Origin of the sequence: Paenibacillus sp. FSL W8-0187 (assembly GCF_037969755.1) — a bacterium.
In the GTDB taxonomy this organism is placed as follows: Bacteria; Bacillota; Bacilli; order Paenibacillales; family Paenibacillaceae; genus Paenibacillus_AQ.
In genome coordinates this window covers 2,940,680-2,962,661 of the sequence record NZ_CP150206.1, presented here as the reverse complement: position 1 = coordinate 2,962,661, position 21,982 = coordinate 2,940,680, and the positions used below count along the sequence as shown (strand labels likewise).

Genomic DNA, 21,982 nt, shown 5'->3' with positions numbered 1-21,982 from the left:
CACGGAGCGTCTTTCAACGAAAAAAAAGAAAATGCCCCGCAAGATCTATGATCTTTTGGGACACTCCTTCATAAATCCGTATTCGAATTATAGCTCCACCAAAACCGAACTCGTGTGATAAGTCCCTTCTTCATATGTACCGCTCTCATTGACCCAGTGAATCGTCTTAGCTCGATAATAATAACCCGCCTGCACATTGAAAGTTTTGCTTCCGCTCAGCGAGGCCTTATTCGTTCCGTTGTCGTATGAAGCTCCCGCATCAACCCAAGCAGAGCCCGTCCAGCGTTGAAGAACATAATTGATTCCCAGAGAATCAACAGCTTGAGAAGCACTGGTAGTACCGCTTATGCCTACTTGAGTACTGCTTACTTTCCCAATTGAAGAAAAATAATTCATCAAATATTTATTGGCTAAAATATTGATAGAAGAATTCAGATTCAATTCCACTGGAGGCGGAGTTGTTAAAGCACCGGGTGCAATGTCTGCAGCGGAATCCGCGTATGCCCCTCCCGCTAGAGATAAACTTAATAGAACACTGACTGCAAGCGCTGAAGCTATACGTTTAGGACTGCGTACTTTTGACATCATATCACCTTTCTTTCAATATATTAGGAACATCCATATTTTAACACATGGTTTCGACATAAAAGTATCTAATTTTTCACAGTTTGATATAATTATTGAAACCTCTTTGCAAATAAAAAGAAGTAGCGGCATAATATGTCGCTACTTCTTCTAATATCCAGTTTACGCACCTGCTTCTTCCTGAATCAGCTGCTGCTGCTGCCTGATCAGACGAATCCGCGAGATCCGTTTATTCTCGGTCTCCTCAATCACAAAGCGATAATCCTCATACATGACAGATTGACCTTTATGTGGGAGCAGCACCTCAAGACGTGAGGACAGCCATCCACCGATAGTATCATAGTCTTCTGTATCCACGTTCAGACCAAATTGGTCATTAATTTCATCGATCAGCATCAATCCATCAATGGAGTATTCATCCTCCCCCACCTTTTCAATGCCCGGGCGCTCTTCGTCAAACTCATCTTGAATTTCACCGACGATTTCTTCCATAATGTCCTCCAGGGTTACGAGTCCTGAAGTCCCGCCGTATTCATCAATAAGAATGGCAATTTGCGTCTTGCTCCGCTGCATTCTTCGCAGCAGATCACTGATCTTGATCGACTCAGGAACAGCAATGATCGGGCGAATCAAGGAAAGCTGGTCATGAACGAATCCGCGCATCAGATCTTTAATGTGAATAAAGCCAATGATATGATCCTTGTCTTCGTCACAGATTGGATAACGGGTTCGCATCCCCTCGCTTGCGATCTTCAGATTTTCTTCCAATGAAAGATTGTTGTATAAGCAGATCATTTCTGTTCTGGGGATCATAATCTCCCTTGCCGTCGTATCGGCAAATTCAAAAATGTTGTCTACCAATACCATATCTGTGCTATCCATCAGGCCGCTCTCACTGCTCTCTTTCATCATATCCCGCAGTTCTTCCTCGGTATGCACATTCCGCTCAACCACCGGTTGCATCCGGAATAGGCGGAGAACGTTATTGGAGAGCCCATTGGCAAACCAGATAAACGGGAACATGATGGTGTAAAATACCCGCAGTGGACCTGCTGATAACAGCGTTATTTGTTCCGCTTTACGAACAGCCACCGTCTTAGGCGCCAATGCACCAAATACAATGTGCATGAGTGCAATCAAGATGAAGGCTAATACCAAGGACATGGCATGAACAGCTGTATTGCTCCAGCCAATGTCATTAAACCAAGGCGTAATCATGGCGGATATCGTTCTCTCGCCGATCCATCCGAGTCCAATGGACACGATGGTAATACCTAACTGGCATGCGGATATATATCCGTCCAGGTTCTTCAGTATATTCTGCGCAAATTTTGCACGTCTATGTCCTTCTTCGACCAGAGCGTCAATGCGGCTGCTTTTCACTTTAACGAAAGCTAATTCAGCCGATACAAAAAATCCATTTAACAGGACGAGAATCAATACCAAGGTTAAACTTATCAAACTCGGTAAGGGGTCACTCAATCGATCTCCTACCCGCCATACAGCATGCTATGACGAATAGGAACACCTCCTTCGGTTATTAAAAATGTGTGGTGCCATCAAGCATAACAACGTGTTCGGACTACGCATCAACTTCCCAATGGTCTCATCTCCTTATCTTATTCCGACTTCATCAAGCTATATAAGTAATTATATAGTACTACGATACACAGTCAAACGTTGTCTTATGACATTAATCAGCGTTGTTATAAGCTTTAATTTGATTCTCAGCCGTTAGCACTCGTTTTTCGATGAATTGATATATTCTATGAATAAACATTCAACATGTTAATAGAATTCGATGTATTTACGCACCTTTGTGGAAAAAAACGCACGAAATTGAATATTTTCCATCTAAAACATAATGAAATAACCCCCGTCTACGCCTAAGTAAACGAAGGTTATTATGCATATGCTGGCTGCTAGAAGTTATCTTCCAGTCGGAGGCGGGTTGCCGATAACACCCGGATATTGATAATGAAGCGGCTCGTCGAACACGACATAATCCAGGTTTACCATCAGCAGGATGATACGGCGTCCTGTCGACCGTTCGCTGATAATGATATGATCGCGTCCAGCGGCTTCGACCACGCCTGTGAACACCTTGGCATTCCATTGCGAATTGTTTTCATATGTCATGTAGAAGGTTCCCTGTTTGCCCAGGTTCAGTCGAAGAATATTCTCAACGTAAGATTGTTCGAATTGCGGGGCCGGAACAACAGTGCCTCCTGGAGTCATTGGGCTTCCGCTAGGCACCTGCGGTGGAACGTTCGCCGTATAACCAGCCGTCCCGCGGCTCGGCACTCCCGGATAACGGACTCCATTCATGAAGTTCACAGGCGGCACACCTTGATTGTACATAAGTAATTTCCTCCTTTAATTTATAACTCCCGCCTAAGCGGTTGTATAACATGAATCAAAAAACAGTCGGGCAATCGGCATATGTCGGGGTGAAGAAGCAGTGTGCTTTGAATCGGCCTGTGTTCTGCTGATTGTACCAGGTAGCCGGGCAATCCCCTGCCGGGCGGAAAAACCAAAGAGCATTACTCGCCGGCCATATGCGCTCCCCATTGATCACTCTTTGGGCAAGCTGACGATCCCGATCCCTGGCCCGTTGATAAAAATAGCCTTTCTGTGTTGCCTCAAAACCACCCGGACTCTGAAAAACCATATCGTTCATGTTACGAATGTTTCGAAAATCCAAGCAGTTGCCCAGTATCCGATTCACGCCGACATTCCCGACCATGAGCATGCCCTGCTCGCCCTCACCTTCTGCCTCTGCGCGGATCAATCTTGCCAGAAGATCCACATCACTCGAATTCGTTTTGATGACTGCCACAGAGTTCCCCTCGCTTCCTTAAGATCACTTTGTATTTGTATGTGCATTCGCCCATAAATGTGACTATATGAGAAGAAAAAAAGTTCCTTACCACAACTCAGCACGGTAAGGAACCTCAGCTCCCTGCTTCTATTCATGACTTCACAGCATGATCGGAATAAACATATCTGAACGAATACTCTCCTGAGCCCGCTTGAATCACAACACCCGTTTCCCCACCACATGCAGATTGAATCCCGCGCGCTTGGCCTACAGGTATCCCCTCTCCTTCTGTAATGCTTGATGCATTAAAAACACCTGGCAGACGGATTTCCGCCGTTGTATTTGGCGGGATGGATACCTCCAGTTGAAACGCTCCACCACTTTCCATTCCCCAACTTGACCGGACGGTTCCGTACAGCGTATCGATTTTGCCTTCAGCCCACGTCAATCCTTCGCCCGGCACAGGCGCAATCACAATATGTTTATAACCCGGCGCTTCCTCTACGGTTTGGATACCGGCAACCGTACGATACAGCCACTCGCCAATGGCTCCGTATGCATAATGATTAAACGAATTCATGTCACGGCTCCAGAAGCTGCCGTCTTCCTTAATACCGTCCCAATGCTCCCATATCGTGGTAGCGCCTTTCGTAACCGGATACAGCCAAGATGGATAGTCCCGTTGCAGCAGCAGCTTATATGCCGCGTCATGCATGCCATGCTGGCTTAATACATGGTTCATATAGGGTGTGCCCACAAAGCCTGTCGTTAGATGAAATCTACTCTCCTCCAGCAGCGAATAGAGACGTTTCGCTGCCCGTTTTTCTGCCTCTTCATCCAGCAACCCAAACATAAGGGCAAGCACATGCGCGGTCTGAGTCGAAGCCGCTAGCCTTCCGGACGGGGTCACAAATTCATTACGAAATGCAGCAACAACCTTTTCTTTAAGCTCAGTATACAGGGCAGCATCTTTTTCTTGTCCCAATACGACGGCTGTTTTCTTAAGCAGCTCTACCGAATAACAATAGAACGCCGACGCTATTAAATCCCGTTCCGTAGCACCCACGTAGTCGCCTGATTTTGCATCCAGCCCCAGCCAATCGCCAAAATGAAAGCCGGTATTCCACAAATACTCATTCTCTCCTTGAGCCTTAATGTAGGAGACCCAGCTCTTCATGCTCCTATATTGACGCTCCAATATCCGTCGATCGCCATAATTGACATATACCGTCCACGGGCATATGACTGCCGCATCTCCCCATGCGGCCGAAGCATATGCTTCATCACCAAGCAAATGCGGGACAACGAATGGAACGGCTCCGTCATCGCGCTGTTCTGCAGCCAGATCCGATAACCATTTTGTGAAGAAAGGTGCCACATTGGCAAGATAGGCCGCCGTACCAATAAACATCTGTGCATCACCGGTCCAGCCAAGCCGCTCATCGCGCTGCGGGCAATCCGTGGGCACATCCAGGAAATTCCCCTTGAGTCCCCACCGAATGTTGCTCTGCAATTGATTCACCATGGGTTCCGAGCATTGGAATGTTCCGGTCTCTTCAAAATCCGAATGAAGCACAACCGCTTCGAAAGCCACCGGGTCCAGCTGCTCCTCCGTGAAACCGTCTAAACGGACATATCGGAAGCCTTGGAATGTAAAATGAGGCTCATAGGTTTCTTTCCCGCCGCCTTTTAACGTGTACTGAATCGTTTGTTTAGCGGTTCTGAGGTTCTCCGTATAAAAGTTACCATCGGAGTCCAGTATCTCCGCATGCTGTAGCGTCAAGACAGTGCCCTCGTCACCAGACACGCTAAATCGGACCCAGCCCACCAAATTCTGTCCGAAGTCGATGACGGTTTCACCTTTTGGCGTGGTCAGACATTCAACGGGCTGCACCGTTTGAACGGCTCTCACGGGCTCGTTAATCTGAGGCTTCAGTTTATCGTAAACGTGATCGATCAACTCGACACCATACCAATCATTTGCGTTATAATTTCCTGAACTGAACCCTTCCAGTTCCAGTCGCGCATCGTAGGTTTCACCATGGTAAAGTTCCGACATCTTGATCGGGCCTTTGGCCGACTGCCAGCTTGAATCGGTTGCAATTACTTCTTCGCTCCCGTCTGCATACGTAATATGCAGCTCCAGCAGAAGCGCTAAACACTCTCCATAGATCGCTCTCCGATCCTCCCACCCCAATTGTCCCTTGTACCAGCCATTTCCGAGCCAAGCGCCGATCGCGTTTTGGCCTGAATGCAGCATCTCCGTCACATCATAGGTCTGTGTCTGAATCGTATGATCGTAACTCGTCCAGCCGGGCGTGAAATAACCATCTCCCACCCGCTGTCCGTTCAGCTCCAGTTCATAAAGCCCTAAGGCCGAGGCGTATATTCTTGCCTTCGCAATGGGCGACTTTAAGCTGAAGCTCTTGCGAAGCAGCGGTAGATGAGCAGAGTCCGCAGGCAGCAAAGACCTAGGTGCCGAAATCCATTTCCCTGCCCATTTCTCCCCTTGCAGTTTCCCCGTCTCCCAATAGGCTGCATCCGACCATTCCGATATTTCCCCGGCTTGATTCCATGCGCGGACTCGATAAGTATAGCGCTTGCAAGACGATACACCCCATTCGCTTAATTCCACATGAACCGATTGTGTTGAAGCCACTTTCCCTGAGGTCCAAAGGGGCTTGGCAAAGGTATCATCATTCGAAACCTCAATCTCATAGGCCGTTTGACTGACTGCTCTTTCGTCCGAGACCAACTTCCAACAAAAACGCGGGTGCTCCTCGCCGATTCCTATCGGATTATGCTGATACTCACATCGTAGATCCGTTACGCTGAACATAGAACATTCCTCCGTTCACCTTCATTAAGGGTTAACTCAACAATCAAGTTTTATAGGTCGCAATCCGGGATATGTGCTTCCCTAACCGTGTCTATTTCAACTATTATTATAAGTGAACCTGAACGTGGAATTATGGGGATAACGGACAATTCGATGTGGCATAACGGACATCTATCCTACGATTAACGATAAGGAGCATGTAAGATGAAACGACCGATGGAAACCTATTACGGAGATACCTTTTTCCAGGACGACACCTTGATGTATGTGAATCGCAACGTGGAGAATTTTACAGGCTCTTATCATAACCATGATTTTCTGGAGATTGCTTATATTGCGGAGGGTGAAGGCTTTCATCACCTGGAGAACTCGGTACAGCGCGTACGCAAAGGTCAAATGTTTTATATACCACTCGGAATGCCTCACGTATTTAGACCCACCGCTGCGAACGGGAAACCGCTCATTGTGAACAATTGCATATTCTCCGTACAGCTGCTGCCCAAATTGATTGCTTTTGCATCAGGTTCGGATACGGCAGCCTTTTTGAAACGTATGGAAGATGGATCCCTTGGATACCACGCGATTATGGACCGTCATGATCGCTTTGAGAGGCTCTTTGGCTCCCTTTATGAGCAAAATGCCATGCCAGGCAGCGGTTCTGTCATTTATCTGCACACGCTGCTGCTACAGCTGATCATAGAGTTCAACCGGGTCATTGAACATTCACAACCCATGACATCAGAGCCTCAACACTACTCCTTTCATGATGTTCTTCAATACGTGGAGGCGCAGTACATGCAAGAGCTCACTTTGACGCAGCTTGCACAGATCAGCGGATTCAGCGAACGCCAACTGCAGCGGTTATTCCGCCGGTATACAGGCCAGAGCTGGCATCACTATCTGCAGACCGTACGCATTCGAATGAGCCGCGAGCTGCTGCGCACCACCCCCGACAAAATCAGTACAATTGCCGAGAAGGTCGGTTATAAGGACATGCATTCTTTCCATTCGGTGTTTAAGAGAAATACAGGGCTCACGCCTGGTCAATACCGGAACGATGTTCAGCATCCTGAGTAAAGCGATCAGATATTCCAGCAAATAAAGAAAGCATGATGATCCTGATGTAAGCTAGGGTCAACATGCTTAAGATGGATAAAATTCATAATTTCACAGTCGTGCATCATTTTACTTCAGCTCTTTCTCCAGAAACACTTCATCCTCCCGCTTATAACCCGATTTCTCATAAACTCCAATGGCCGCATGATTATCATGACCCGTAAGTACCTTTACGGTCTTAACCCCACGCGCAATCAATTGTTCTTCCAGGAAAGCGATCAGCAAGCCCGCCAGCCCCTGCCTTCTCGCCCGCTCCTGAATATACATTTCCGTAATCTCACCGATCAGCTCCCGGTAACAGAAGGATTGAAAAGACTGGGCACTTTCAACAATAAAAAAGATCCCGCTGCATAAACAGCAAGGACCTTGTTAACTTCCAAAATATTAAACAGCGATAACCGAGAACATCAGGCCGCAATAGATCAACACAACTGCGCCTAAGCCGCTTAACAGTCCGACGGCAGCTGCCTGGTTTCTGCGAAATACGTTCACGACATTCCACAGAAGAGCAAGGCCGAGACACAGACTAAGAATTCCTATCCAGCTCCACGTAAATGCCAGTTCACCAATCGTAAACCCGGGATGGAACCAAACAAAGGTTGCAGCAGGACCATAGGAGGCCAATGTATCGATTACCTCATGCGGAGCCGGTTGCTGGTTCATATATCCGGTGACGATATAGATCAACCAGATCAGAATTCCTTCACTTCGTGCCCATGCCGCTGGACGATAACCGGAATCCCGGCGCAGCTTGCGCTTTACGAGATAACCATTAACAAAGGCAAACACCAATAGCGGCAGAATAAGAATATGCTTAACCAGCAGAGCTTGCCCATAGGACAGCGTCCAGCTGTTTATGGGCTCCGGCGTCACCGCCGTCATCAGGAACAGACCCGATCCGATCACAACGATGACGCAGATGACCGCTAATGGATGAAACCATCTGAGAAACGCGCTCCAGCGCTCCTGATCCGCGCTGAACCATCCTGTAAGCAGCAACGTCCCCGTCCATATCGCCATCGCGGTGAAATGGCCGAAAAAGGCAAGCTGCCCAATGCCATCGAACAGGGATGCCGCATGGTTAAACGAGGACATGGCCACCGCAATGCCCAGCAAGGCAATAGGCATAAGCCAGCGTAATACAGAACCGGGTTTCCGGCGGACGATCATGGTCAGAATCGCCAATAGGATCGAGAGAACCAGAATCCAGGCGTAACGCTCGCCCTCACTGAACTTGAACATGATGCTGTTAAAGGACTTCCAGAACCCGATATCATCCTTGAAAAACATGATGATTTGCAGCAGCGGCACAAATCCGAATACGATGATGGCTGCTGCTGCCACTGGACCAAGCCAGGCCGGAACTGAAATTTCCGGCTTATATGCTTTCGGTACGAGGGACAATACCGTGATGCCTGCCAGCATGGCGTAGGCTAAATATAGAAACGGCTCACCTAACCAATAGTAAGACATTTATTTTTTCTTCCGTGATGCTCTAATTCCAAAGTATCCTGCAACAACCGCTACAATCACGATGACGACGATCCACACGGTTGACCCACTGCCTGCCGATTGTTCGGTATCGGTAGCAGAAGTGTTGTCTGCCTGCTGATTCTGGTCAGCCGTCTGATCCGTGTTGTCCGCAGCGGTGTTATCTGCTGGTGCTGTTTCATCCTGTGTATTTCCTGTATCCGCAGGTGTTTCTTCAGTACCTGCTGGTGTCTCCGGGGTAACTTCCGCTTCCGGGGCATCTACCTCGAAGGCGTATGTTCCATCCACGGGATGTCCATCGCCGCCCACGATTTTCCATTCGACCGTATAGGAGCCGGATGGAAGCGGTGCAGCCAGTGTGCCCAGCATGGTATTCTGGTTGATCTTGACCTCCGCTACTTCAACCGATTCGCCTTGTGCATTTTTAATCTTGAGCGTGCTCAAGTTTTCATCGATATTTTCATTAAATGACAGGCTTACTTCCTGCACGCTTTCCGTCAGCTTGGCATCTGCTGCGGGCGTACTGGTTTCCAGCTTGGAATGGGCCCACGTTGCAGTCGGGAACACCAGTATTAGCAGCAGACCCAAGGTCAGCAAGACTGAAGCTTTCACATGTTTCAACACACATATCTCCTCCAAACCATTTATCTCAAATTTGAATCTTCCTCATCATAACAAAGACATTCTGACAATGCTAATGAGTATATTGTGAACAATGATCCTCTGATATTTTACACAAAAAAGGGAGTGCCGCATAGCGCACGGCATCCCCAATAAGTTTTCACAGATTCAATTATACTAACCTCTCTCATACCAATAGCCGGGTATCCCTTTGGTCAGTCGCAGCAAGGCTTCGAGGTAATAGTAATCGCCCCAGATCATATAATCATCAGGCCCCGCACCACCTCTGACGTAATAGGAACCATGCTTGATCAAGCCTTCCTCACCCTCCTCACCGATGGTAGAATATCGGTTTACCAGAGATATCATCGACTTCTCAACGGCTTCTGTCAATAGCCCTTTATTGTCATCTTCTCCGTGCAGATGCTCCAATATCTCCAGCATGCCGCACGCCGCAATGGCGGAAGCGGAGCTATCGCGAGGCGTACCCTCTTCAATCGGAACGTCAAAATCCCAATACGCGACATGATCCTCCGACAGGTATTCGATAAAGAAACGGGCAGCACGTAAAGCCGTATCCAAATATTTCGGATCACGGGTATAGCGGTATGAGAGCGCAAATCCGTAGATGGCCCATGCCTGGCCGCGCGTCCATGTTGAGCCGTCATGATATCCTTGATGCGTTCCTCCTCGGATGGGCGTTCCATCTGTCGGATTGAAGTAAAAGGTATGATACGACGAATCATCCCCCCGCATTAAGTAGCGTCGACTCTTGTCCGCGTGCGCCACGGCCACGCGCTTGTATCGCTCATCACCCGTCTGCTCATACGCCCAATACAGCAGCGGAATATTCATCATGCAATCGATGATAATGCGACCACCGTTCTTCTCGTCGCCCTTCCGGCCCCAGGCCTGAATATACTGTCCCTCTTCCCGCCAGCGCAGCATCAGATGATCCGCAGCTTCCAAAGCGAGTTGTTTACCTTCTTCATGTTCATCCACAATCCACGCTGCCAAGGCAGAGGGCAGATACAGAAATCCGATATCGTGATGATCGAGATGTCGCTTCTCCTCAAGACGCAGCTTGTAATCCTGCAATTGGGCTATTGCTGTTTCCTTAAACAGCGGGTCCTTCGTATATTCATAGCACAGCCAGATCATTCCGGTATAGAATCCTTCAATCCAGTCATTGCTTTCTCCCCACTCGTAACGCTTCTCTTCCGTAATATGAGGAAACTTCATCGGGAATTGTTCAATATTCCTCTTTGTTTTTTCTACCGCATCCATAATGGCTTGCTCCCACATGAGTCAACTACCTCCTTATTCTTTTATGGCTCCGATCATGACGCCTTTCACGAAATATTTCTGTAAAAATGGATATAGAAACAAAATCGGCAGCGTAGCCACCATAATCGTTGCATACTTAATCGTCTCGCCAACCGGCATCCGGTCTCCCCCGCCTACCGAAGTCATCATGCTGCTGGTATCGTTCTGGATCAGAATCTCGCGCAGGATCAGCTGCAGCGGAAACAGGTCCCGATCCCTTAAATAGATGAGGGCATCAAACCATTTATTCCAGTGCCATACCCCGTAAAAGAGAACCATCACCGCAATGACCGGCAGCGATAGCGGGATAATGATCCGAAACAAAATGGTCCAGTCGCTGGCTCCGTCGATCCGTGCGGATTCCTCGAGCGCATCCGGTACGCCTTGAAATGCCGTTCGCATAATAATCAAGTTCCATGTCGTCATCGCGCTTGGAATAATCAAAGCCCAGTACGTATCAATCAGACCCATATTTTTCACGAGCAGGTATTTCGGGATAAGCCCACCGTCGAAAAACATCGTCATTACGATCAGCATCATGATGGTGCTCTTCCACATCACGTTTTTCCTGGATAAGCCATAAGCCCCGAGAGCCGTCATCAGAATGTTCAAGGTCGTGCCGACCACCACATAAAATATCGTGTTCATGTAACTACGGATGATATTGGGGTTCTCAAATACCATTCGATAAGAATCCAGCGAGAAGCCCTTGGGCCACAGCAGGATACCCCGGTGCTGAACGAATTCGGCCGGTGTACTGATCGAAGCAAACAATACATATAGGAAAGGGTATAACGTGACGATCGATAGCAAGCACAAGAGAATGACATTCGCAGAATCAAACAGGACTTCACTGATAGATTTTGAAGTTCGCATGAGATGCCCCCTTTCTACCACAGCTTCGTGTCGGTAAACCGCTTGCTGAGATAATTGGCTCCAATGAGCAGCATAAAGTTAATTAGGGAATTAAACATGCCGACAGCAGCACTATAGCTGTAACTCGCTTCCAGTATCCCCTTGCGATAGACATAGGTACCAATAACGTCCGCCGTCTCATAGATAACCGGATTGTACATAATCAGAATTTTCTCATCCTGCAGCGCCATAAAGGAACCAATCCGCAAGATGAGCAGTATGATGACCGTTGGCAAAATGCCGGGCAGCGTAATTTGAAGCATCTGCTTCCAGCGGCCGGCACCGTCCACTTTAGCCGCTTCATAAAGGGATGGATCGATATTGGAAATGGCCGCGAGGTAAATGATAGATCCCCATCCAATCCCTTGCCAGATGGCAGATGAGGTATATATGGTGCGGAACCATTCCGGCAGCCGCATGAACGAAATCGGTTTTCCGCCGAAGTAGGTGATGATGTGATTGATCAAACCATCTACCGACAAAAAATCCACCAGCATCCCGACAACCACGACAACGGATATGAAATGGGGAATATACGTAATGGATTGGACCGTCCGCTTAAATATGCGATGCCGAACCTCGTTCAGCATTAACGCCAGCACAATGGAGGCGGGAAAAACAAATATGAGATCGTACGCACCCAGGATGATGGTATTGGAAACCACCCGCTCAAAGAAAAATCCGTTAAAGAAATCGCTGAAGTGTTGAAATCCAACCCACGGGCTGTTCCATATGCCGAGCCCTGCCGAGAAGTTTTTGAACGCAATTTGCAGTCCATATAAAGGTCCGTAGTGAAACACGGCATAAAACGCTACCACCGGCAGCAGCATCAGGTAGATTGTGGAATTTCGGCGAAAGTCCTTCGCAACTCTTGTGCTGAAGTTCTCTGGCTTGCTGTGTATCATAACGTGGTTTGTCTCTTCCTTAAGCTGCACCCTATGCCCTCCTCTGACAAAAATCATTCACAGTTAGAGGGAGAATCCTGAAGTCTTCTCCCTCTTCATGCACCTACAACTTAACGGCTGTTGAACCGGTCCAGCGCGGCTTGCTGAATCTGGAGCGCTTCCTCAATGCCCATACCTTGAACCGTTTGGACAAATTGATCAAACCCGCTGATCGGCTCCACGCCCATAATGAATTTGTTGACCATCTCTTCGTAGTAGGTATTAATATCGTTCATGATCGAGGCATAACGCGTGCTTTCCTCAGCCGTTGGTGAAATAATCGGCATCAAACGGTCATTCTCCGCCTTCATCCATGTCTCAATGGCAGCTTTTTGCTGGGGAAGCGCGGAATACTGCTCGATGTAACGGCGATCCTGGACAAAAGGTCCCGAATAACTGGCCAGATTGTATTTCGACAACGCTTGGGTGATCGATAGGCCATCCGGATTTTTCATCACTTCATCTGTGTAAGTCGGGTATCCATCCTTCATATCGTAGCTGACTCCCTCGACCCCAAAATTAAACAGCATATGCCCTTCTTCACCGTATTTATAATCAAGCCATTTCACCGTCTCCGCTGGAAACTTGTTCGCTTTTGTAATGGCCGCGCCAAATCCGTTGAATGGCGAATCCTTCTGTCCAAGGATTGGAGTGTCTCCCTTTTTCAATACAACATTCGGAGCACCTACCAGATCTACGTTCGGATTGCTTTTTAGCATGAGCTCAGAATAACGGCCGAGGCTGCTGCCCATGTAACCGGAGAAGGCACCCACTTGATTGTTGGTCACTTTGGCGTCTTTTAGCGTAGAGTCCGTTGCCGCGTAATCCTGATCAATGAGACCTTCGGCGTACCATTTGCTCATCGTCTCCAAATATGATTTGAATTCCGGTTGGATCGGACCATACTTCACCTTCCCGTCCACCTGATAAAAACCAGTCGTAATCCCCCACGCACCGACAAACGCATGATTGATTGCCGTCATATCCATATCAAGCAGGAGCGGGATTTCATCCGCCTGCCCGTTTCCATTGGGATCCTTGGTTTTGAATGCCTTTAATACTTCATACCATTCATCTATCGTCTCCGGCACGGATAACTTTAGCTGATCAAGCCAATCCTGGCGGATTATGAGGCCGTTAAAGGTCAGCAAATACTCGTCCCCGCGGATAAACGGAAATACGTAAATGTTGCCTCCGTCTGTCGTAATCAGCTTTTTGTATTCCGGATGCTCGTTCAACAATTTCGATACATTTGGAGCATGCTCTTCAATCAGCTCATTCAGGCGAATAATCGAACCGTCCGAAATTGCTTTATCCGGTCCTCCTGATACGTTAGCCCATCCGTACTCCACAACATCCGGCAAATTGCCTGACGAGACCATGATATTGAAGGCGTCTGCCTCCTGACCGGCCGGTGGATGCTGGAACTTCACTTTGGTGCCCGTCGTTTTCTCCAATTCCTGATATGCAGCAATTCCGTTCATATCCTGCATTGTTGCTGAAGCGTTTCCATTTAGCGATACCCAATAGGTAAGCTGCCCAGGATATCCCGTTTCACCGCTAGCAGCCACGCCTGTTCCTTCCTTACCTTTTTCGCCGGCAGGCTTCTCGGCCCCCGAGCCTTTTCCGCTGCATCCGGCAATCATAGCCACAATCAGCATAAAAATCGCAAGTCTCGCTACACGTTTCCGGTTTGTTTTCAATTCACGACGCCTCCCTTTTTTCCTAAAGAATGATCATCCGAGATAAGACCAGGCTTAGAAGATTCCAACCAGCCCTGCCCCAAATATTAATGCTGAAACGCTTACATCGTATACCGTACAGTTTCAACATGCATAAACAGGGATTAAGAATTGAGATGATCATTTCTTAAGGTCGATGATAGGGAATGCAGGGTATCCTTGTATTTTCCCGGGGTGATCCCTTCGTATTTCTTAAATACCCGGATAAAACCGACGTCACTGGTATAACCGACGGACCGGGCAATGTGCGAAATCGTATTTTTAGCATCCCGCATCATTTCCTTGGAGCGTTCGATCCGAATCTTGGCCAGGTAATCTGTGAGATTGGTGCCGCTGTTTTTCTTGAAGAAAGCCGACAGATACGGCGGTGTAATATCAAATTGCTCGGCAATGGAAGCCAAACTGATCATGGAATCGTCGTGATGATCCTCAATGTAGCTCTTGATCTTCTCAAGCAGCAGCGAAGAGGAATCGCCCCTTTGATCTTTTACGTAGAGGCAAACCATGCCGAACATCCGTTTCACCTCCCGGTAGAGCTCCTCTACCGTACTCCCCTCCGTAATTTCCTCAAGCGATTTGCCTGACTCGCCGAATATATCCTCGTACTTCAAATTCAAAGCATTCAGCAGCTTAAACATGGTGCTGAGCAAGTTAGCGAACATGAGTCTGCCGAGCTCAGGCGAGATGGATTGTCCGTTGAAGTTATTGTGGTACAGACACTGGATGATATCCTGCGCCTTATCCGTATCCCCGCTTTTCATAGCGTTAATGAGCTGGATTTCCGTCTCAATGGGAAAATCATAATACACCCCCGTTTTCTGTTTCATTTCTTCGTACAATAAAATCGGTTTATACGCAGTAAAAATGGAATATTCCAAAGCCTTCAAGCTTTCGGTGTAGCCGCTCGCCAAGCATCCAAGACCTGTACGGATATCGCTGATCCCGATCGTTATTTCGGATTTAAAGCGCTGTTCAAGCACCTGCTTCACTTGCTCTGCCCAATCGTACAGCTGGCCTGCCTTGTCATGCAGCGGCTCTGGCATGTTTAGAATAATCGCAACCAGGTTCTTCTCCAGCTCCACGGAATATGCGGTAAAGGGATGAATTTCTTCCGCCACCTTCCCGGTGACAAAACGGATCAGGGCCCATTCTCTTTCCCGCTCATTATGTATGAACCCACTGGCATCCCTCAACTCGATCAAGGCAACGGCAAAACTGGAATACGGGAACGAGATCCCCATGAAGTCCAGAGCATGATCGGACATATCCGCTGTATCCACGTTTCCCTTCAATAATCGCTGCAAAAAGTTGGACCGAATCACAGGGGTTTGCCTGGACAATTGTTCCTTCATCTCTGTCTGCTTACCGAAGGAATCAGCCATCGTCGATTTGATAAAATCATATTCGTTACGTACCTTCCCCTCCTTAGCCGGATGGGATTGCCGGATGAAGCGGATGATGTCGCGCAAAGGGAAATACGCGCGGTAGGTCATGAAGGCACAGGCCGCAATCCCAGCGACAAGACAGATAGCCATAACACCAACGGCCATTCGTTTGACCATATTGACCTTTTCCATAAACACTTTTTCCGGTACGGCCGATACGTACTCCCACCCGCTCCTCGCAGATCTTGTCGATACTGTCAACACACGCGGATGATCCGTGGTTTTACCCATATTGCGAACCTCTGATTCACCGGCACTAAGAATCACTTGGCCGCTGGCATCCTTGATATAAATGGTTCCGTGGTTTGTTTTCACAATCTCATCAAGCAATCCTGCGATCTGCCTCTCCTCAATCAGCATAACAAGCGCGCCTTTGGGATTGGCCTTCTCTCCAAATGGAAGCGTTTGCATATATGTGAGCATGCGTTTCTGATTTAATCCTTTACCGACTTCAGTCACTGGCAAATACCGGTTAAAGTGGATGCCGTGCAGAATATCTGATTGATACTGTTGATAGGTTAATTTTTCATATCCGTAAATATCGGAGAACAAGACACTGGACGTTGTCTTTAAGGTGGGACTGAGAACCGTATCGCTCTCCCGTAGATATACATAAAAATCGGTGATAAAACTGCTGCTGTTGCGGTATCGCTGCATCTCCTGCATGAAAGTGTAGTAATTGTAGTTCTCGGTTCCATTTTGAGGGGATTTTGCCTTTAGCAGCCCATCCAGTCGCGGATGTGAAGTGATGTTCCGGGAAATCAGATGCATTTCATCCAATCGGCTGTCCACCACCTGCTTCGCCTGCTCAATCAGTGCCATGTTGGAGTTGTTGGCATTTTCGATCATAATCCGCTCGATTTGCGTATACAGTCCCCAGAACACGATGACCGGGATCAGCAGTATCACAAGATAGGACATGAGCAGCGTAACGAACACGGACACTCGATTGGAACGCTCATTTTTTGTGCTGGTTGTCGTCAATTTCCCCATACCCTCATTCCTTCCCATTCTTTAGATGTGGCTTTTTCGTACTTACATTAATTACATCATACTGTTTTTATTTATCATGAACAGGTTTTCTTCAAAAATGTTAATGCATCACGAATTTGTATCATATGGTAGACTCTGGCCCTATGACCATCAAGAAAAAGAGCGTCTTCCATGGGAAGACGCTCTTCATATTCAGATAACTAAGGCTCATATATCATTTTGCGGGTCATGCCGCCATCCACAACGAGATGGGCCCCCGTCACGAAATCATTGTCCGGATCGGTAAAATAGAAGCAGGCTTTGGCGATATCAGCTGGGGTCCCTACCCGCCCGGCTGGGTGCTGTTTATGGTCAACTGAACGGAGCTCATCGTAGTTTCCAGTTTCAATCCAGCCAGGACTTATACAATTCACCCGAATCCCATCAGGTCCCAGGCTGACGGCCATGGCATGGCTCAACGCGACAATAGCTCCTTTGGAAGCTGCATAAGCCTCCGAATTCGGCTCGGACATAATCGAACGCGTGGATGACATATTGACAACAGCCCCGCCATTTCCAGCCTTTTTCATATGTACCGCCGCTTCACGCGTAGCCAAAAAACAGCTTCGGGCATTCGTGTTGATTACATCGTCCCAGTCTTCAACCGTAAGCTCATATGGCGATTTCCAACGGGAGACCCCGGCATTATTAATCAAAATATCGAGGGTGCCGGCATATTGAACGGCTTGGTTCATCAGGCGTTTAATATCTTCTTCCTTCCTTACATCGCAAGGGACGAAGATAGCGTTCAATCCTTGTTCTTTCAAGGCGTTTGCCGTCAGGTTGCCCTGCTCTTCATGAACATCGCTTAATATCACTCGAGCTCCGCTTAGAGCGTAAGCCTCAGCCAATCCGCGGCCAATCCCATTGGCAGAGCCCGTGATCACAACCGTTTTATCCTGAAATTTCATATGCTGTCCCTCCTTCTCCTTCATATATACCACAAGAGAAGGTGCATATAAAAATCAAATCCGTCTCTTATTTCGGATGATCATAACCTCGAACCACGCTAAGATGCGCTCTGGGGTGCCTAACGAAACCGTAATACCGGGTTCCCTGAAAACGCAGCAGTCCCTCGTCTCCTTCTGCGCACATGCCGAATTCCTCGCCATTTACTACAAACTCCATGCGGTCTCCGCTCTCTACTTCAAATGTCAGATAATAGGTGGTACGAGTACGGCTCGACATCGTATCATCTGTCTGCTGCGTGTGTTTCACTTCCGTTCGCTTGCTCACAATCTTGGAATCGACCGATAGCAAAGGCTGTCGGTTATTCTGACTCCATTGCAAGATTCCCTTACCGGCCGACAGCAAAATGATCCCGATGACGACGATGAAAAACACGGGCATAACGCTGCCGAAAAAATCGAACATCCACACTGACCCCGATCCCATACGGCTCCCCCCTCCACCTTGTCTTGAAATATGTATATGCTTTAATTCGGACAATTTAACTCATCCTTATGGAAAGTTTGATTGAAATTTTAAAGAACTTGTCCCTTTCTGGGAGCACCAAAAAAAGCTGATGTCTGCATTTTGCCAGTCATCAGCTTCTTCCCGGGACTAGAACGTCCTGTTTCACTCATTCTTTTTATTGTCTTCATTGTCTTCATGTCCATTCAATCGTAAGCCAATCTCATCCATTTCATCGTTTCTTCTTGTCCTGTCATTTCATGCTCCTGCGGTGTCATTTCCTGCTCATTCCAGCAGGCCAGACACTGCTCCTCGGTGTCGCATAAACAAGCATCATCACAATGGTAGCAAAGGCGGAGGAAATTTATCGTCATTTGATCGGTATGCATGAGGATCGTCCCCTTCTAAACAATTTGGAGTATCTGATTACACCTTTATAGTAGCATACGTAGAGGTTATTCTTTGTGATTTATTTCACAATATATACCGAAAAAAAGCTTTATCCGAACTGATGGTCACATTCGATAAAGCTTTTTCAATCTGCTTTTTTTATCGGCATATTCAGATCATATATTCTCGTCGAAAACTATAGACCCTGCCAGGTTGCCCCGCCGTCACTGCTCTTCATCAGACGCGATCGATTCTTGTCCGATGTTTCAATCAGCATCCAACCGACATCTGAAGAGGTAAACTGCAGTTTTACCACATTCGGATATTTGGCAAGATTATCGTTCAGCAGCTTACTCCTTGGAAATGGCTTCCAGGTCTTGCCCATATCATTCGTATGATAAACAATACCGTTCACCATTCTCCACCCATCATGAAGCCGCCGGAAAACAGGCTGAATAGACCCCTGACCGGTATCACCAGAAATGGGGAATGACACCAGATTCCATGATTTCCCCGTGTCGGCAGTAAAGTAACCCAAATAGCTCGCCTGATCCTCCTTCACGCAGGTAATCGGTATATAAACCTCACTTCCACTACTGCCTCTGCCCAGAAACTTGGGGGCACCTGCAAAGACCGAACCGCACGGATCCAGCAGTTTGCTCTTGAATATCTGTCCGGAGGACTTCCACTTCTGACCTCCATCACGGGTAATATACAATTTGGAGGATTGCATTTCACGGATGGTCGCAAATCCGACAAGCGAATCCGTGAAGGTTAAGCCAATAATGGACCCTGTTCGTGGGATCACGCTGCCGGGAACGCGAGATGTAGGATACTCTGTATTCTGCATGACCTCTTCCCATAATCCGCCATTATTGCTGGTTCGAAACAGCGACTTCTCCTCAGAGCCCCGGGAAAGGTTGCCTTTTGCCATAATCCATCCCTGCTGAGATGATACGAAGGACATGGCCGTGACGATACCTGTCTCCGGCAGCGAAGAAAGCTTCCAGGAGTCTCCTCCATCCGTCGTATTGAGCAGGATCGTTTCAGCTGATCTCTGCTTGTTGCGTATAATCCAACCATGTTTCTTATCCGTGAACACGATGTCTTTCCCATACTCCAGTTTATCAACGAACTGTACATTCGAGGATGGAGAGATATCAACCCACGTTTCGCCATAATCCTGCGTCTGGTAAAGGCGCAGCTCCGTGTTCGTTATCCCCCAAGCAATCCCTGTTGACTCATTTATGAGTTGGAAATCCGTCAACCGTGTATGTATCTGATATTTACTTTTTTCCTCGGGCGCTTTCATCGCCGTATCCGGCGTTACTAGTGTAATGGTCTGACCTTCTTCTTCTTCAACCGATTCAGGAGGGTCTTCTACTGTAGAAGTTTGCTGTTGTTTTATCGGTTCTGAGGTACAGGCTGCTAACATCAATGCCATCATCATTAGCATACTGAGCCAGAATATAAAACGACTTGATTTCAAGAATTCTTCCCCCTCTTATTTCGATGTCATGCTGCAAGTCTGCTTTTTCGACATTATAACATATTCCGTCGGGCGGATATGTAAAGATGTGACTTGCAATATTTACAATACTGTAGCTTTTTTGATAGTGTCAGTCTCGTATGCATAAGGATGTTTTTATTATGGAAAACTCTTGAGGTGTGAAATTTTAGCAAGGCAGTTGAATTTAAGGAGGTGACAACTCATGGCTAAACCCGATAATCGCGAAGACAATGTAGAACATTTGCAACAGGCCGTCCAAAACACGATTGAGAACTACCGTGAAGCCGAAGATTATCTCGAGGAGTTCGGGGATGAGATTCCAGCAAGCGAGAAAGAACAGATCCAAGATCGTAATGCTCGTCGCGAAAAGAGTATTTCCGGCTTCCGAGAAGAGATCAAAGACGAAGCTGCCCATCAGCAAGGAGAATAATCCGTAGATCACATAGAAACAGGAGGAGCGCATGGCGCTCCTCCTGTTTTGCACATATCTCCTACCAATCGGTGAATCGTCAGGGTCACTGTGAACGAAGGTAACATAGTGATTTTTCGTTCAGTACCGGTTCACGAAATTCTATTTGACGATAACTCCCTTATAATCCTTTAAATACTCGGGTGCATCCGTAATAAAGTGTCTGATCGCCTTCACCCTGGATTCCAAATCCATAGTATCGTTCGGACCCACCTGTACAACCGATGCAGATGCAGTGGCTATAATATCGACGCATCCCACATGAATCTTTTTATAATCTTGTATAATATTTAGTTCTACGTCTGAGTACGGTGGCCATATGGGTATCAACCTGGAGAATATCGGGTAATCCTCATATTGTCCCTCGTCTTCAAAGAACACCGGCACCTGCCGCTGAACCGCCAATGCACGCGTATCGGCATCGATATGTCCCGATTCACCGCATACAAATACGGAGCTATTGGAAATATTGATGATATACATGTTATCAACGTGTGAATGACGCTTCATGATGCGGCACCCGGAGATAACGGAACAAGCGGGGTGATTTGCAGTGATTCGGAAGGCGTATCATACATGGAGGAGCAATTCATGACATGGGTATCTCCAATCAACAGTACCGATGAACTTGAGATCGCTGTAATGCGGATCGAACCAACCTGAAGCTCTTTATTGACGACTGTCATTTTCATTTGAATTCACTTCCCTCGTTGCAAATTAAGAAGGTGCTGCTCAACTGCAGTAACGATCTCACTCTTCACTTGTTTGATGATCGATTGCTCAACATCTTGCGGGTTCATAGATTCCCTATTCGTTTGATATTGCCTCAGATAAACTGTTATACGGTCTCCGAGTTGTTTACGAATATCCTCGATAATAACCCCAGCATATTCATCACCAACTACAAGCTTGGATTCGGGAAGCATGCGCTCGATCTGCTTAGGTACGATATCTTCTAGATAACGTGATACATTCTGATATATGTTCGAGTGTAGTTCGCCGCCTGTATTTCCCGTCTGAGACTGTTCTAACGGCTGACCATTCACGGTAATATCGTCCAGGGATTGCCCAGCCTTAGGCATCAATCCAATATTTAAGGTGCCTTCCAATTTTTCAATCTTCAATAAATCAAAATTATATTGCACCCGATCTATCGTTTTCTCGCTTCCCGGTTTTAATTGATCTATTTGACTGCGCATTTCCTTCAGCATTTGTTCCATTCTACTCAGCTGCTCTGACTGGGTTTGAAGAATATAGAACAATTGCTGTATATAATAATCATACATGGAACCGCCTCCCCTGCTCCTTATACAATCTATGCAC

General features: G+C 47.3%; 22 protein-coding genes. 2 read left to right on the top strand and 20 right to left on the bottom strand.

The annotated features are described in order from the left end of the window. Nucleotides 1-87: 87 nt before the first annotated feature. The 5 genes from MKY48_RS13340 to MKY48_RS13320 form a co-directional block, all read right to left on the bottom strand. Nucleotides 88-585: a hypothetical protein gene (locus tag MKY48_RS13340; RefSeq protein ID WP_339293125.1), complete on the bottom strand. Its 498-nt coding sequence runs from the start codon at nt 583-585 to the stop codon at nt 88-90. Between the two features lie 162 nt (nt 586-747). Beyond that, on the bottom strand, nt 748-2,067 hold the full coding sequence (locus MKY48_RS13335) for a hemolysin family protein (RefSeq protein WP_339293124.1): 1,320 nt from the start codon (nt 2,065-2,067) through the stop codon (nt 748-750). 447 nt (nt 2,068-2,514) lie between these two features. Continuing rightward, nucleotides 2,515-2,946, bottom strand: coding sequence for a spore coat protein GerQ (gene gerQ / locus MKY48_RS13330; protein WP_339272493.1), 432 nt, complete (start codon nt 2,944-2,946; stop codon nt 2,515-2,517). Between the two features lie 55 nt (nt 2,947-3,001). Continuing rightward, the gene (locus tag MKY48_RS13325) at nt 3,002-3,424 is read right to left on the bottom strand and encodes a cell wall hydrolase (protein ID WP_215154880.1); all 423 of its coding nucleotides are present in this window, start codon (nt 3,422-3,424) and stop codon (nt 3,002-3,004) included. A gap of 133 nt (nt 3,425-3,557) precedes the next feature. Continuing rightward, nucleotides 3,558-6,245: a glycoside hydrolase family 78 protein gene (locus MKY48_RS13320; protein WP_339293123.1), complete on the bottom strand. Its 2,688-nt coding sequence runs from the start codon at nt 6,243-6,245 to the stop codon at nt 3,558-3,560. Nucleotides 6,246-6,449: 204 nt separating this feature from the next. Here MKY48_RS13320 and MKY48_RS13315 point away from each other — a divergent pair, with 204 nt between their 5' ends. After that, entirely contained in the window at nt 6,450-7,322 is an 873-nt protein-coding gene (locus tag MKY48_RS13315) for an AraC family transcriptional regulator (protein WP_339293122.1), read from the top strand. Nucleotides 7,323-7,430: 108 nt separating this feature from the next. Here the strand turns inward: MKY48_RS13315 and MKY48_RS13310 are convergent, their stop codons facing one another. The 12 genes from MKY48_RS13310 to MKY48_RS13255 all read right to left on the bottom strand — a co-directional run bounded on the left by MKY48_RS13310 (nt 7,431) and on the right by MKY48_RS13255 (nt 20,169). Then, nucleotides 7,431-7,628 (bottom strand): GNAT family N-acetyltransferase, encoded by a 198-nt coding sequence (locus tag MKY48_RS13310; protein WP_339293121.1) that lies wholly within the window; start codon nt 7,626-7,628, stop codon nt 7,431-7,433. A gap of 117 nt (nt 7,629-7,745) precedes the next feature. Beyond that, nucleotides 7,746-8,834, bottom strand: coding sequence for a CopD family protein (locus MKY48_RS13305; protein ID WP_339293120.1), 1,089 nt, complete (start codon nt 8,832-8,834; stop codon nt 7,746-7,748). Further along, complete coding sequence (locus tag MKY48_RS13300) at nt 8,835-9,476, bottom strand: copper resistance protein CopC (protein ID WP_339293119.1); 642 nt, start codon at nt 9,474-9,476, stop codon at nt 8,835-8,837. A 174-nt stretch (nt 9,477-9,650) separates the two neighbouring features. Then, entirely contained in the window at nt 9,651-10,778 is a 1,128-nt protein-coding gene (locus MKY48_RS13295) for a glycoside hydrolase family 88 protein (protein WP_339293118.1), read from the bottom strand. Nucleotides 10,779-10,793: 15 nt separating this feature from the next. Further along, nucleotides 10,794-11,675: a carbohydrate ABC transporter permease gene (locus MKY48_RS13290; protein WP_339272479.1), complete on the bottom strand. Its 882-nt coding sequence runs from the start codon at nt 11,673-11,675 to the stop codon at nt 10,794-10,796. A gap of 14 nt (nt 11,676-11,689) precedes the next feature. Next, nucleotides 11,690-12,649 carry an ABC transporter permease subunit gene (locus tag MKY48_RS13285; protein WP_339293117.1) on the bottom strand — a complete coding sequence of 320 codons (960 nt, stop codon included), beginning with the start codon at nt 12,647-12,649 and terminating at the stop codon, nt 11,690-11,692. An 80-nt stretch (nt 12,650-12,729) separates the two neighbouring features. Further along, nucleotides 12,730-14,361 carry an ABC transporter substrate-binding protein gene (locus MKY48_RS13280; protein WP_339293116.1) on the bottom strand — a complete coding sequence of 544 codons (1,632 nt, stop codon included), beginning with the start codon at nt 14,359-14,361 and terminating at the stop codon, nt 12,730-12,732. Nucleotides 14,362-14,504: 143 nt separating this feature from the next. Beyond that, nucleotides 14,505-16,838 carry an AraC family transcriptional regulator gene (locus MKY48_RS13275; RefSeq protein ID WP_339293115.1) on the bottom strand — a complete coding sequence of 778 codons (2,334 nt, stop codon included), beginning with the start codon at nt 16,836-16,838 and terminating at the stop codon, nt 14,505-14,507. 200 nt (nt 16,839-17,038) lie between these two features. Further along, nucleotides 17,039-17,788: a glucose 1-dehydrogenase gene (locus MKY48_RS13270; protein WP_339293114.1), complete on the bottom strand. Its 750-nt coding sequence runs from the start codon at nt 17,786-17,788 to the stop codon at nt 17,039-17,041. 67 nt (nt 17,789-17,855) lie between these two features. Beyond that, nucleotides 17,856-18,272 (bottom strand): DUF2500 domain-containing protein, encoded by a 417-nt coding sequence (locus tag MKY48_RS13265; RefSeq protein WP_076321219.1) that lies wholly within the window; start codon nt 18,270-18,272, stop codon nt 17,856-17,858. Nucleotides 18,273-18,496: 224 nt separating this feature from the next. Further along, nucleotides 18,497-18,679, bottom strand: a complete 183-nt coding sequence (locus MKY48_RS13260; protein WP_076321218.1) for a hypothetical protein — start codon at nt 18,677-18,679, stop codon at nt 18,497-18,499. Between the two features lie 197 nt (nt 18,680-18,876). Then, on the bottom strand, nt 18,877-20,169 hold the full coding sequence (locus MKY48_RS13255) for a YCF48-related protein (protein ID WP_339293113.1): 1,293 nt from the start codon (nt 20,167-20,169) through the stop codon (nt 18,877-18,879). Between the two features lie 223 nt (nt 20,170-20,392). Here MKY48_RS13255 and tlp point away from each other — a divergent pair, with 223 nt between their 5' ends. After that, on the top strand, nt 20,393-20,620 hold the full coding sequence (gene tlp, locus MKY48_RS13250; RefSeq protein ID WP_071218157.1) for a small acid-soluble spore protein Tlp: 228 nt from the start codon (nt 20,393-20,395) through the stop codon (nt 20,618-20,620). A 141-nt stretch (nt 20,621-20,761) separates the two neighbouring features. Here the strand turns inward: tlp and MKY48_RS13245 are convergent, their stop codons facing one another. Genes MKY48_RS13245 through gerPC form a run of 3 tightly spaced genes read right to left on the bottom strand, consistent with a single transcriptional unit; the run spans nt 20,762 to nt 21,945 of the window. Next, the gene (locus MKY48_RS13245) at nt 20,762-21,169 is read right to left on the bottom strand and encodes a spore germination protein GerPE (protein WP_339293112.1); all 408 of its coding nucleotides are present in this window, start codon (nt 21,167-21,169) and stop codon (nt 20,762-20,764) included. Then, the gene (locus MKY48_RS13240; protein ID WP_339293111.1) at nt 21,166-21,351 is read right to left on the bottom strand and encodes a spore gernimation protein GerPD; all 186 of its coding nucleotides are present in this window, start codon (nt 21,349-21,351) and stop codon (nt 21,166-21,168) included. Before MKY48_RS13240 ends, MKY48_RS13245 begins: the two co-directional genes overlap by 4 nt. 6 nt (nt 21,352-21,357) lie before the next feature. After that, nucleotides 21,358-21,945: a spore germination protein GerPC gene (gene gerPC, locus MKY48_RS13235; RefSeq protein ID WP_339293110.1), complete on the bottom strand. Its 588-nt coding sequence runs from the start codon at nt 21,943-21,945 to the stop codon at nt 21,358-21,360. Nucleotides 21,946-21,982 lie beyond the last annotated feature (37 nt).